The sequence below is a fragment of the Roseibium aggregatum IAM 12614 genome, assembly GCF_000168975.1.
Taxonomy (GTDB): domain Bacteria; phylum Pseudomonadota; class Alphaproteobacteria; order Rhizobiales; family Stappiaceae; genus Roseibium; species Roseibium aggregatum.
The window spans coordinates 51,158-63,977 of record NZ_AAUW01000020.1; the positions used below are offsets into that span (position 1 = coordinate 51,158).

Here is a 12,820-nt window from a genome sequence, read left to right on the forward strand (position 1 = left end):
CGTCAGGTGGCTCTGAAAGCAAGATCATGCCCCTATAAAGGCTTTCGGTTCTGTCTGCTACCAATCGCGCCACGATTACGGCAATCGGCTGCACACGCATGTGGCATCGGCCGCCAGTTCCATACACCCCTTCTGTGACAACGTTTGATCGTTTGTGACCGGATCTGGCTTGCAGGAGGAAACCCATTGATTTAAATTGTTTGTAATAATAATAAACATAACATCATTCGGAGGACAAAATGCCGACATCAGCGATCGTTCAATTCGGGACCAGCCGCTTCTTGCAGGCGCATGTGGATCTCTTCGTGTCGGAGGCTATGGCCGACGGGCAGGACGCAGGACCAATCACGGTGGTGCAGACCAGCGGTGACGCGTCCCGCGCTCATCGTCTGAAGGCGCTGGCGGCACCCTCCGGTTACGAAGTCCGGATCAAGGGCATCGAAAACGGCGCTCTGGTGGACACGAGCAAAACCGTCAGCAGCATCAAACGCGCCCTGTCCTTGCCGGATGACCTTGGCGAGGTTGCGAAGATTGTCGCCGGTGAAGCAAGGATCATCCTCTCCAACACCGCCGATGCGGGGTATAGGCCAAACGAGGCCGACAAGCGCACCGACTTTTCCCTTGAGATATCCTATCCGGCCAAGCTGACGTGGTTTCTGTTTCAAAGGTTCAAAGGCGGCGGAGCGCCCATTCAGGTCATGCCGGCCGAACTGATCCCTGAAAACGGCAAGGTCCTGAGAGACCTCGTCCTGGGGATCGCCGCACTCTATCCTTCCGAATTTTCAGACTGGCTGCGCGCAAAAGTGACCTGGGTGAATTCCCTCGTCGACAGGATCGTCTCCGAACCGCTGGAGCCGGCCGGCGCGGTGGCCGAACCTTATGCGCTCTGGGCAATCGAGGATCAGCCGGGCCTCATTCTACCTTGCGTGCATCCATGCGTTCAGGTCGTCAAGGATCTGGAGCAGGTCGAGACCCTGAAGCTGTTCATCTTGAACCTCGGACATACCTATCTGGTGTCGCGGTGGCTGGCAGCAGGCAACTCGCCCCTGCACTTCGTCCGGGAGCTGATGGACAGCCCCGACTACGGCCCTGACCTTGAAGATCTCTATCGGCGGGAAGTCATCCCCGCCTTTGCGGCTCAGGACAGGAAACAGGAAGCCGAAGCTTACGCCGCCACGACAATCGACAGGTTCAAGAACCCGTTTCTGGACCACAAGCTCGCCGACATCGCGCAAAGTCATGATGAGAAGATAAACCGGCGGATAGCGTCCTTCCTGTCCTGGTCCCGGAAAGCCGCCCCGTCGCTTCAAACGCCCCGGCTGGACGCAGTCGCGAATACATCGGTAGCTGCACAATCATGAGAGCCCTTAGGCAGATCGGCACAACAGATGTTCAGGTGACGGACATCTCCTTCGGAGCATCGGCTATCGGAAATCTGGGACGGGCCGTTTCGGACGAGGAGACGACCGCAGTTCTTCAATCCGCCTGGGACGCCGGTATCCGCTATTTCGACACCGCGCCGCATTATGGCCGCGGCCGGTCGGAGGAACGGCTTGGCCGCTTCCTGAAATCGAAGCCCCGTGAGGACTATGTCCTGTCGACCAAGGTTGGGCGTGTCTTGTCTCCCGGCCCCACGCTCAAGGAGGCCGACGGTTTCATCGATCCGCTGCCTAACGACGTTCGCTACGACTATTCGGGCGACGGCATTGAAGCGTCGCTGGAAGGCAGCTTCGAGCGGCTGCAGACGCACTATGCCGATATCGTCTACATCCATGACATCGGCACCTACACACACGGCGCCGCAAATGAAAAGCACATGCAGGACTTGCTTGTGTCTGGTCTTGACCGATTGCAACGGTTGAAAGACCGGGGAAAGATCCGCGCCTTCGGGATCGGCGTGAACGAGACACAGGTTTGCCTGGACCTTCTGACCGAGACCGACCTGGATGCCATCCTGCTTGCCGGACGACTGACCCTGCTTGACCGCGAAGCCGAAGACGGTCTTGTCGAGAAGTGCCGGCAAAGGGGGACAAGCCTGGTTCTCGGCGGGATTTTCAATTCCGGAATTCTTGCGACGGGGCCGGTCGAGGGCGCCTGGTTCGATTACGCACCGGCCTCGCAGGAAATCCTGGAAAAAGTCACCGCTCTTAAAGCACAGGCCGAGGGGATGGGGCTGTCGCTTGCCAGTGCGGCCCTTCACTTCGCCCACAGCTATCCCGGTGTTGCGTCCGTTCTGCTGGGAACGTCCAAAGTCACGTCGTTGAAACGCAACCTGGACAGCCTCGCGACCAAACCGCCAGCGGATTTTTCAAGGATGTTCGGCAGCCCTCCGATAGGGAGCCTTCAGGCAAACTTGTGAACCCGCAGCGATTGAAGGAGCGTTTCCTTCGATCGCCGGAGATGCTTGAGCGCAGCGGCCTCCGACCCTTCGCTGTCACGCGCAAGCATTGCGTCGATCCATTCCAGATGCTCGTCGATCGCGGCTGCGTTGCGTTCCAGCTCATCGCGTTTGTCCCACATGTAGTGGTAATTGAAGATCAGCTTGATGAGCTTTTGAGCTTCGAGAACGAACCGGTTCCTGACCACGCTGTTGATGGCCGAATGAAACTTTTCGTCCAGCAGGGAAAAGTCGTGATAGCGCTCTGTAATGACGGACTTCAGGTCCTCGTGCTCCCGTTTCAGGACCTTCAGCTTGTCCCAGATTTCATGATCCGGAGGCAGAGTGAGCAACTGCCTGACCGCGTTCAGTTCCAGCACCATGCGAAACTCGGACAATTCGACCGCGAACTCCGAGGTAAACCCCAGCAGCGACCAGCCGCCCCTAGGGCGGCGTTCCACCAGACCCAGCCGGCTTAGCCCGGCCAGAAATTCCTGCAGGTTGTGAACGGGAACACCGAATTGACGGGAAAGCTGCGCCACATTGAGCGACGTTCCCGCCGGCACATCGAAACGCAGGATCCATTCAAAGAACCTGTGTTCCAGTTCCTCGGCAGACAATGTGCTTTCGGCAGGAACCAGACGATGCTCCGCCTGAGGTTTCCGGATCAGCGTCTTGTTGCGACCTTCCCAGCGGATCAGTTTGTCGCTATCCAGCTTTTGCAGAGCGCTGCGCACGATGGTTCTGCTCACGTCCATCCGGTCCGCAAGCGCGGTCTCGGCGGGCAGTTGATCACCAATCTCCATGCTGCTGCATATATCCAGCAACCTGTTGTACGCGCTTCTGAATCGTTCGTCCGTTCTCGCCATGATCGAAGCGTAGCATATCCAAAACGACGGACAATTCAGATTGTTTGTATTAAAAAATAAAAAACTATTGACGACACCCCTTATCCGCGCTCATATGTTTTTAATAATTAAACTCAATGTCCGGCCCGGGAGGATTTATGGCGGATCTTGATCGAGGCGCGGAGCCAGCATCCTGGACGTTCAAATTGTCAGCCGGCTCCTTTCACAAGCTGTCGGCGCTGTTGACGCTTGCCCTGCTGATCTTCGCGTTTTCCTTCGGCAACGCAGCCTTTTTTTCCATCAACAACGGGCTGACGGTGCTTTTGCAGACGTCCGTCATCGGCCTGCTCGGGATCGGGATGACAATGGTCATCATCACCGGCGGCATCGACCTTAGCGTCGGCTCCGTCCTGGCGCTTTCGGGAACCATCACCGGGTTGAGCATCAAGGCAGGTGTGCCGGTAGCTCCTGCCATGGCGATTGGCGTGATGGCCGGCGCGGCCTGCGGGTTCGTCAACGGGTTCGTCATCACCAAGATGCGCATTACCCCGTTTGTGGCAACGCTCGGCATGATGCTGATCGCACGCGGTGTTGCTCTCCAGTTAACAGGTGCTGCACCGATTTCACGGCTTGGGGAAAGCTTCGGGCTTCTGGGCAACGGTTCGCTGTTCCGCATCGTTGAGAAAACCGGCGGTATTTTTCCGAAAGTCGTTTTCCCAGGAATTCCCTATCCCGTCATTCTTCTGGCGATCGTCGCGGTTGCAGGGGCCTACCTGCTCAGGCGCCGCCAGATCGGCCGGCACATCTATGCGACCGGATCGAACGAGGAAGCCGCCCGTCTTTCCGGTGTCCTGGTCGACCGCACAAAGATCTTCGCTTACGTCCTGTCTGGCGCTCTGGCCGGGCTCGCGGGCAACGTTCTGATGTCGCGCCTCGTGACCGTTCAGCCCAATGAAGGCGTCATGTACGAGCTCGACGCGATTGCAGCCGCTGTCATCGGCGGGGCTTCGCTCATGGGCGGCGTCGGCAATATTTCGGGAACGATGATCGGCGCGGCCATCATCGGGGTTCTGCGGAACGGTCTCAACATGGCCGGTGTCTCGGCATTCATCCAGCAAATCGTGATCGGCATCATCGTCATTCTGGCGGTCTACGTCGATCAGATCAGAAACCGGCGCTGAGGAAGCCGGACGACAAGCAAAGCAACTTCGATTGGAGGAGAATGAAATGAAGAAGCTTTTGACAACAGCCATGATGGCAAGCGCCCTTGCGCTGTCGGCAGCGGCCGCACAGGCCGGAGAAATCGCGGTCATCGTCAAGACGACGAATTCCAACTTCTGGCAGAACGTGAACAAGGGCGCCAGCGCCGCCATCGAGGGTCAATCCGCCCATACGATGACGTTCAATGGCCCGGCATCGGAATCGGCTGTCGCCGATCAGGTCAACCTCGTTGAAAACGCCATCAACCGCGGCGTATCGGGCATCGTCCTGGCTCCGTCCGATCCGGAAGCCCTGATCCCGGCAGTGAAGAAGGCGTTTGAATCCGAAATCCCGGTCGTCATCATCGACTCCAGCCTCGCCGACAACGGCAAGGAATATTACCAGTCGTTCCTGTCGACCGATAACTGTGCGGCAGGACAACTGGTTGCCGACAAGATGATTTCGGAAGTGGGAACCGAAGGCAAGGTCGCCGTGATGTCCTACGTCGCCGGTGTTGGCTCCGAACTCGGCCGCGTTGGCTGCTTCGTCAAGCGGATCGAGGATCAGTCCAAGATCGAGATCGTCGGCCCCTATTACTCCCAGTCGCAGATGGCCACTGCCTTGAACCAGACCACCGACGTTCTGGCGGCAAACCCGGATCTCGTCGGCATTTTCGGTGCCAACGAACCGACAGCCATCGGCATGGGCCGGGCCCTGGCGCAAGCTGGCAAGGCCGGCAAGGTGACCGCAATCGGCTTTGACGGCAACACCGACCTGCAGGATTTCGTCCGTGACGGCACCCTGGCCGCAACGGCCGTTCAGGGCTCGTTCCAGATGGGCGAGATCGGCGTTCAGACCATTCTGAAGCTGTTGAACGGTGAACAGGTGCCGAACTTCATCGATACCGGCGTTGTCCTGGCGACCAAGGACAACATCGATCATCCGAGCGTTCAGAACGTCCTGTACTAACGCCATAAAACACGGCCGGAAGCCTGACATTGCCAGGCTTCCGGTCCTTTCAACCGTCGATCGGGACACGGAATATGAAACCAGATGCTCAGTCCGCGACACCGCTGGTGCAGATGGACCAAATCGAAAAGCACTTTGGCGGCATCAGGGCCGTGAACGACGTCTCCCTTGACCTTTATCCGGGAGAAGTCGTCGGCGTTCTCGGCCATAACGGCGCCGGCAAGTCGTGCCTGATGCGGATCTTGTCCGGAGCCATGATCCCCAACTCGGGGACGATCAAGGTCAACGGCGAAGTTGCAGATATCCAGTCGCCTCATGATGCGCGTGATCTGGGTATCGAGACCATTTATCAGACACTGGCACTGGCAGATCATCTGAACGCGCCCGCCAACCTGTTTCTCGGCCGGGAGCTGAAAACAAGGTTCGGCAATCTGGACGACAGCAGAATGATGGCTGAAGCGGTCCGTGTTCTAAAAAGGCTCAACCCGAATTTCAAGAACCTGAACGACCCTGTGTCCAGCCTGTCCGGCGGCCAGCGGCAGGTTGTTGCCATCGCCAGAGCGATCTATTTTGACGTCAAGATCCTGATCATGGACGAACCGACCGCCGCTCTCGGCCCTTCGGAAACGGCCATGGTCGGATCCTTGATCAGACAGTTGCGCGAGGAAGGGATCGGTATCCTTCTGGTCAGTCATGACATGCATGACGTGTTCGAACTTTGCGACCGTGTCATTGTCATGAACAAGGGCCGTAAAGTCGGCTCGCACCGGATTGAAGACGTGACCAAGGACGACGTTCTCAGCCTCATCATCAAGGGCGATCTGCCTCATGACTGGGCTCCCCGGAGCCAGAAAGCCGTTCAATGACACTTGAAAACACCAAGTCGCCGGCGGTGGCACAATCGATGGTCTGCGGCACCGTTGTCGAGCCGGGCGTCTTCACGCTCGAAACGCGGGACCTGCCGGACCATGCCCCGGAGGGTTGGGCACTCATCGACATTCAGGCTGTCGGCATCTGCGGTACCGATTATCACATCCTGGAAGGCAAGCACCCATTCCTGAACTACCCGCGCGTGATCGGGCATGAACTGAGCGGCAGGATCGCGGAAAGCACCGGATCCTGGACGGCGGGCCAGTTGGTGGTGGTCAACCCGTATCTGTCGTGCAACGCCTGCCGGGCCTGCACGCGCGGCAAACCGAACTGCTGCAGCAATATCGAGGTTCTCGGCGTTCATCGGGATGGCGGCCTGTGTTCCCGCATCGCCGTTCCGCAGCAGAACCTCTATCCGGCAACCGGCCTCACCGAACTGCAGGCCGCGATGGTCGAGTTTCTGGCTATTGGGGCCCATGCAGTGCGCCGGGCAAACCTGACAGCCGAGGACCGGGTTCTGGTCACCGGCGCCGGTCCCATCGGCATTGGCACGGCCCTTTTCGCCCGCCTTTCGGGAGCCGAGGTCCATCTTATGGACATGAGCCGCGCGCGTCTGGACCAGGCCACGGCAAAATTCGGCTTTGAAAATACGCATCTTGCCGGCACCGATATTCTGTCGGGCCCGCTGCAAGATGGTTTCGATGTGATCTTCGACGCCACCGGCAATGCGGCCGCCATCGAGGCCGGTTTTCCCCTGCTCGCCCACGGCAGCCGCTACGTTCTGGTCAGCGTCGTCAAGGAAACCATCAGCTTCAGTGATCCGGAGTTCCACAAACGCGAAACCCAGATCATCGGCAGCCGGAACGCAACCCGTGAAGATTTCGAGACCGTCATGTCGGCAATTCGCGAAGACAGGATCGATACGGGGGCGCTGTGTACACTGACCCTGCAGCTTGAGGAGCTACCAAACAAATTCAGCGAGCTTGCGAAAGACCGGGAAGGCCTGATCAAGGCCATCGTGACTTTGTAAGGGCCTGACCGGCGATCCCGGTCAGACCCTCAACACGGAGTTTTTCTATCGGCGATCCTTCAGATCGCCGATTTTGCGTTGACTGCAATCTCGTAGACCGACGTGGTTGCGGTGATCAGCAACCGGTTGCCCCGAACGCCGCCGAAACAGAGATTGGCAACCACCTCCGGCACCAGGATCTTTCCGAGGCGCGTGCCGTCCGGGTGGAAGCAGTGGATACCATCGGAGGCCGAACTCCACAGATGTCCTGCGGCGTCGACCCGCATGCCATCAGGCAGGCCCCGGTCTATCGTGGCGAACACCTCGTCCGACAGGATCCGGCCGGTGGCGTCCAGTTTGAAGGCGCGAATGATGGAGGGGACGTCCGGATCGTGACTGGAACCGGACTCCGCTACATAAAGAACGCGCTCGTCCGCAGAAAACGCCAGGCCGTTCGGCTGGGTGAAATCGGCGATCATCGCCTCCACCTCACCCGTTGCGGGGTCGATGCGGTAGACGTTGCGCGCGGTCTGTTCCGGCTCTGCCAGGAAGCCTTCATAATCGCTCAAGATGCCGTAGGTCGGATCTGTAAACCAGATCGCCCCTGTCGACTGGACAATGACGTCATTGGGCGAATTGAGACGTTTTCCCTGGTAACGGTCGGCAAGTACGGTCAGGCTGCCGTCCAGCTCGGTGCGGGTCACCGACCTTGTTCCGTGCTGGCAGGAGACCAGGCGTCCCTGGCGGTCCCGTGTGTTGCCGTTGGCATAATCCGACGGCTGGCGATAGGTGCTGACCTGGCCGTCGAGGGTCAGGCGCATCATCCGGTTTGCGGGAATATCGGAGAACAGAAGAAGCTGCTGGTCAGCGAACCAGACAGGGCCTTCCGTCCACTCGAAACCGGTCGCAAGCTGGCGCAGCCTGGCATTCTTCTGGATCAGGGCTGTGAACCGCGGATCATCGATCTGATAGGGGGACGAGAAACTGTTCATGCGGATCTGCCCTTTCCGGATGCGGCAGCGACAATGGCGATAATGATTGCGCCGGTCATGATCAGGCGCACGCCTGCGCCAAACCCGTAGGAATTCAACATCGAGACGACCAGGAACATCAGCAGCGCCCCGCCCCAGATGCCCGGCACATTGGAATTGCCGCCGGCGATGGAACAGCCGCCGATAACAACGACGGCGATGGAAATCAGAAGATATTCCGTGCCCATGTTGAGCGCAGCCCCTCCCGAGAAACTTGCCAGAAGGTAGCCCGTGAACGAAGCGAGCACGGCAGACAGAACATATGTCACCGCCCTAACCGTCTCCACCGGTATCCCGCTCAAACGGGCTGCACGCGTGTTCTGACCGAAGGCAGACACCCAGCGGCCGAAAATCGACCGTTCCAGAACCACCCAGCTCAACAGCGCGATCAGCACGCCGATGATCGTCAGGTTCGGCAAGCCGGCGATGGAACCGGTCGAGAAATCCGCAAGCGCTTCAGGCGGTTTGATCCTGAGACCGCGGTTCCACCAGATCGCCAGCGACTGATACAGGAAGGACGCCGATAGGGTCGCGATGATCGGCGGGATCCGCAACAGACGGATCAGCAGGTAATTGAAGATGCCTGTGGAAATGCCAACGGCAATCGCAAGCGCCAGTCCCGGCAAGATGAGATCCGCCGCCCCGTCCATGAACTTGAGAGACAAGGTACCGGCCAGCGTCATGGTGGCCGGTATCGACAGATCGACATTGCCGGGGCCCAGCGTGATGACGAACATCTGGCCCAGCCCGACAATGGCCGAGAAGGAAGCAAAGGTCAGTGCCGCAGACAGAAGCTCTCCGCCGCCCCGCCCTTCTGTCAGCGAAAGGGTTGCGAGATAGGCGATGGCACTGGCCGCGAACGCCCAGAACCAGGGGCGCTTGGGGATGGCAAGCACTGTCGAAAGACGGGAGTTATCCATTTTCGGCTCCCTTCCATTTCCGTCCGCGGCGGGAGAAGATCAACCGCACGGCGAGCACGAGGATGAGGATGGCGCCCTGGGCGCCGATCTGCCAGTCGGGGGACAGGCGCATGAACGACAGGAAGCTCCCGGCAAGGGCAAGCGTCAAAGCACCCAGAACAGCACCGACAGGCGAAACCCGTCCGCCGGTAAACTCCCCTCCCCCCAGGATCACGCCCGCAATGGAAAGCAACGTGTAGCGCAGGGCAATGTTGGCATCAGCCGAAGTGGTCAACCCGACGAGACACACTCCGGCGAGAACACCGAAGAAACCGGCGAGCGCATAGGCCCCCGCTTTCAGTTTCGTGACAGACCAGCCGGAGCGTGCGACCGCCTGGGCATTGCCACCGACTGCCCGCAACAGCGTCCCTGTCGAGGACCGCATGATCAAAAGATGCGTTAGCCCGGCAATGACGACGCAGGCCACCACCGCCATCGGCACCAGCGGTGGCTTGACGGTCATCACGGTCCGGATCCACGCCGGAGCCGCACCACCCGGCGAAGGCAGCAGTAAAACCGCCAGACCACCCCAGACGAACGACATGCCGAGCGTGACCACGATCGCCGGAAGCTGGCGAATGTGAATCAGCGCGCCGATAGCCGCATAGGCAAGGATCGACGCCAGCAGAATGGCGACGCCCAAGAGAGGTGCGTCGTTCAGGAATGTTGCCGTCACGCAGGCAACGAAGCTGACGAAGGTCCCGACCGACAGGTCAATATCGTTGACCATGATGATCATCATCTGCGCAATCGTTGCCAGCGCGATGGGCACGGCGAGATTGAAGAGCAGGTTCAGGCCGAAATAGCTCATCGCCCGGGGCTGAAGGTAAAAGACGGCCGCCAGCAGAACCGTCAGGGACAGAACCGGAAGCAGAATGCGGTACTTGCCGTTCATGCGCCGGTTCCCTGCATCTGGAAGGAGGCTGCCAGAATGTTTTCTTCCGTGATGCCGTCCCCCGACAGTTCCGCTGAAATCTGACCGTTTCGGAACACGAACACCCGGTCACACTGGCAGACTTCATCCGTTTCCGTGGAATACCAGAGGAAGGTTCGCCCGTAGGCAGCTTCCGTTCGGATCATGTCGTATGCTTCCTGTTTGGTGCCGACATCGACACCGCGCATCGGATCGTCCATCACCACGATGGGCGCGGTGGAGGCCAGGGCACGGGCGAAAAGCACTTTCTGCTGGTTGCCGCCGGACAGGGACAGGATGAGGTTGTCCAGATTGTCCGTCCGAATGCCGATACGCTTCTTCCAGTCTGCGCCCAGAGCCTGTTCCGCAACCGCGTCGACCAGCCCGCGCCGGGTCAGGCTTGGCAGGTGGGTCAGGGTGAGGTTTCGAAGGATCGACCAGAGCGGCATGACGCCGTCCCGGCCGCGGTCACCGGCAACGAAAGCCACTTCAGGGTCTTTCACCCGTCCGAGTTTTCCCGACCGGGACATGAAAAACCGGGCGAGCGCTTCGGCCTGCCCATGTCCGGCAAGCCCCGCCAGACCGACGATCTCGCCTTTTCGCGCGTTGAGGCCTTCAGGGGTTTTCAGAACTTCCCCACCAATGCGCTGGTCGCTTTCCACGGCGGTTCGGGCCGCGGCCTTTTCGGCAGCGACATGTCCCATGGCATCGATCAGGCCCTGCTGCGTAAACTCGGATGCCGGTCTGCTGGCGATGATCTTGCCGTCTTTCATCACGTCAATGCGCGATGCGACTTCGAAAACCTCGCCCAGCATGTGCGAAATGAAAATGACCGCACCGCCCTTGGCGCAGAAACGGCGCACATGCTCCAGCAATTGCCGGGCGATGGAGGCATCAAGCGACGACGTCGGCTCGTCAAGGATGACGAGGCGCGGCGGTGTCGGACCACTGGCAAAACCGGCCGCGATCTCGACCATCTGCCGTTCGGCCAGGGTCAGGTCGCCAACGATCATGCCCGGTTCGATCCGGTGCCCCGGAAAGATCTCGTCAAGCGCACCGGCAATCCGCGCCGCTGCGGTTTTGCGCCAGCCGAACCCCGTCAGATCACGATGTGGAACCCTCAGGTTTTCCAGTACGGACAAGTTGGGGCACAGCGAGAGCTCCTGAAAGACGCTTCGGATACCGCATGCCCGGGCCCGAGCCGCACCCGTGCCGTGCTTGCCATCTTCATTCCCGTACCGAACGTGCCCTTCCGTCGGTGTCAAACCGCCGTTGATCACGTTGACGGCAGTCGACTTGCCCGCTCCGTTGTGTCCCATCAGACCGACACATTCGCCGGGACTGACAGTCAGACTGACCCCGTCGAGCGCGCGCATTGCACCGAAGTGAACGCACGCGCCCGATAGGGCAACCAACGGGACATCCGGCATCGACCTGCCGGCGCCAGTTGCCACTTCCAATTCCGTCACTCCTTAATTGGCAGCAGCAATGACGGACTTGGCGTCTTCCTGACTGTATTCGACGTTCGCCACCGAACCGGCCGGTGTCGCGGCGAGCGTTTCATCGAGCGTGTCCTGGGTCACCTTCAGGAAAGGAACGGTGAGGTCCTTCGGCACTTGGGCCCCATCGAGAACCTGCTGGGCCACCCAGAACGCAAGCGTGCCGACACCCGGTGCGATGGAAAGCGACAGGGTTTCATAACCGTTTTCGTCACGGGCTTCGGCCCACCATTTCATTTCGTCCTGACGGTTGCCCATCACTATGATCGGCATATCCCGGCCGGCGGCCTTGATCGCCTGTGCGGCACCATAGCCATCGCCACCCTGGGTCACGACCCCGACGATTTCCGGCAGGCTCGGCAAAACGCCGGCAACCGCTTTTTGAGCGACATCCTGCGCCCAGTCACCGTGGACCGAGCCGACGATCTTGAATTTCGGAAACTCCGCAACGCCCTGTTCGATACCGGCATGGATTTCGTCATCCACGAAAACGCCCGCAAGACCGCGGATTTCCAGAAGGTTGCCGCCATCCGGCAGGTGTCCGGCAAGGTATTCAACCTGCTGGCGGCCCATTTCCTTGAAATCGACAGCGATGCGCCATGCGCAGGGTTCGGTGACAATGCCGTCGAAAGAAACGACGATGATGCCTGCGTCGCAGGCTTCCTTGATTGCGCCGTTCAGGGCGGTGGGCGAGGCTGCGTTGACCACGATTGCGTCGTAGCCCTGCAGGATCATGTTCTGAATCTGGGCGGCCTGTTCGGTGGCCTGGTTTTCGGATGTGGTGAATGCGTCGGCCGCAGCGACCACACCGTCTTCAACGGCCTTGTCGCCAACTTTGGCCCAGCTTTCCAGCATGGCCTGCCGCCAGGAATTGCCGGCGTAGTTGTTGGAAAGAGCGATACGTTTGTCGGCGGTGTCCGCGACAGCATGGCCCGGCAGGGCAACCGCAACGAGCGCGACAGCCCCCAAGAGCTTGGCTTTGGTGTTCATGTTTCCTCCCTGACGCCAACAGGCGTCTTTCAAAAAGGGACACGGTTCTCCCAACGCATCCCGGGTTCAGATTGCTGAGCAGAAGGAATTGCGTAAAGCAGGAGAAACGCATCACGGTTGCGGGAACCCGCAACCGTGATGCACTTGAACGCCGA

General features: G+C 59.6%; 12 protein-coding genes. 6 read left to right on the top strand and 6 right to left on the bottom strand.

Features of this window, described 5'->3' with window-relative positions; genetic code table 11:
• Positions 1-239: 239 nt before the first annotated feature.
• Both SIAM614_RS23590 and SIAM614_RS23595 read left to right on the top strand, forming a co-directional pair.
• The gene (locus SIAM614_RS23590) at positions 240-1,361 is read left to right on the top strand and encodes a mannitol dehydrogenase family protein (protein WP_006938461.1); all 1,122 of its coding nucleotides are present in this window, start codon (positions 240-242) and stop codon (positions 1,359-1,361) included.
• Positions 1,358-2,359: an aldo/keto reductase gene (locus SIAM614_RS23595; protein WP_006938462.1), complete on the top strand. Its 1,002-nt coding sequence runs from the start codon at positions 1,358-1,360 to the stop codon at positions 2,357-2,359. Before SIAM614_RS23590 ends, SIAM614_RS23595 begins: the two co-directional genes overlap by 4 nt.
• Here the strand turns inward: SIAM614_RS23595 and SIAM614_RS23600 are convergent.
• Positions 2,344-3,183 (bottom strand): GntR family transcriptional regulator, encoded by an 840-nt coding sequence (locus tag SIAM614_RS23600; RefSeq protein WP_006938463.1) that lies wholly within the window; start codon positions 3,181-3,183, stop codon positions 2,344-2,346. The two genes, SIAM614_RS23595 and SIAM614_RS23600, sit on opposite strands and share 16 nt — an antisense overlap.
• Before the next feature lie 200 nt (positions 3,184-3,383).
• Between SIAM614_RS23600 and SIAM614_RS23605 the strand changes: the two genes are divergently transcribed.
• The 4 genes from SIAM614_RS23605 to SIAM614_RS23620 all read left to right on the top strand — a co-directional run bounded on the left by SIAM614_RS23605 (position 3,384) and on the right by SIAM614_RS23620 (position 7,294).
• Positions 3,384-4,406, top strand: a complete 1,023-nt coding sequence (locus SIAM614_RS23605) for an ABC transporter permease (RefSeq protein WP_006938465.1) — start codon at positions 3,384-3,386, stop codon at positions 4,404-4,406.
• A gap of 46 nt (positions 4,407-4,452) precedes the next feature.
• Positions 4,453-5,394 (top strand): ABC transporter substrate-binding protein, encoded by a 942-nt coding sequence (locus SIAM614_RS23610; protein WP_006938466.1) that lies wholly within the window; start codon positions 4,453-4,455, stop codon positions 5,392-5,394.
• A 74-nt stretch (positions 5,395-5,468) separates the two neighbouring features.
• Positions 5,469-6,260: an ATP-binding cassette domain-containing protein gene (locus SIAM614_RS23615; protein ID WP_006938467.1), complete on the top strand. Its 792-nt coding sequence runs from the start codon at positions 5,469-5,471 to the stop codon at positions 6,258-6,260.
• The gene (locus SIAM614_RS23620) at positions 6,257-7,294 is read left to right on the top strand and encodes a zinc-binding alcohol dehydrogenase family protein (RefSeq protein ID WP_006938468.1); all 1,038 of its coding nucleotides are present in this window, start codon (positions 6,257-6,259) and stop codon (positions 7,292-7,294) included. The genes SIAM614_RS23615 and SIAM614_RS23620 overlap by 4 nt, the downstream gene beginning before the upstream one ends.
• Positions 7,295-7,353: 59 nt before the next feature.
• Here SIAM614_RS23620 and SIAM614_RS23625 read toward each other — a convergent pair whose 3' ends face one another.
• The 5 genes from SIAM614_RS23625 to SIAM614_RS23645 are packed head-to-tail and all read right to left on the bottom strand — an operon-like array spanning position 7,354 to position 12,665.
• Positions 7,354-8,265, bottom strand: a complete 912-nt coding sequence (locus SIAM614_RS23625; RefSeq protein WP_006938469.1) for an SMP-30/gluconolactonase/LRE family protein — start codon at positions 8,263-8,265, stop codon at positions 7,354-7,356.
• Complete coding sequence (locus tag SIAM614_RS23630; RefSeq protein WP_006938470.1) at positions 8,262-9,224, bottom strand: ABC transporter permease; 963 nt, start codon at positions 9,222-9,224, stop codon at positions 8,262-8,264. Before SIAM614_RS23630 ends, SIAM614_RS23625 begins: the two co-directional genes overlap by 4 nt.
• Positions 9,217-10,158, bottom strand: a complete 942-nt coding sequence (locus SIAM614_RS23635) for an ABC transporter permease (protein ID WP_006938471.1) — start codon at positions 10,156-10,158, stop codon at positions 9,217-9,219. The genes SIAM614_RS23630 and SIAM614_RS23635 overlap by 8 nt, the downstream gene beginning before the upstream one ends.
• Positions 10,155-11,606 (bottom strand): sugar ABC transporter ATP-binding protein, encoded by a 1,452-nt coding sequence (locus SIAM614_RS23640; RefSeq protein ID WP_006938472.1) that lies wholly within the window; start codon positions 11,604-11,606, stop codon positions 10,155-10,157. The genes SIAM614_RS23635 and SIAM614_RS23640 overlap by 4 nt, the downstream gene beginning before the upstream one ends.
• A 42-nt stretch (positions 11,607-11,648) precedes the next feature.
• Positions 11,649-12,665 (bottom strand): ABC transporter substrate-binding protein, encoded by a 1,017-nt coding sequence (locus tag SIAM614_RS23645; RefSeq protein WP_006938473.1) that lies wholly within the window; start codon positions 12,663-12,665, stop codon positions 11,649-11,651.
• Positions 12,666-12,820: the final 155 nt, after the last annotated feature.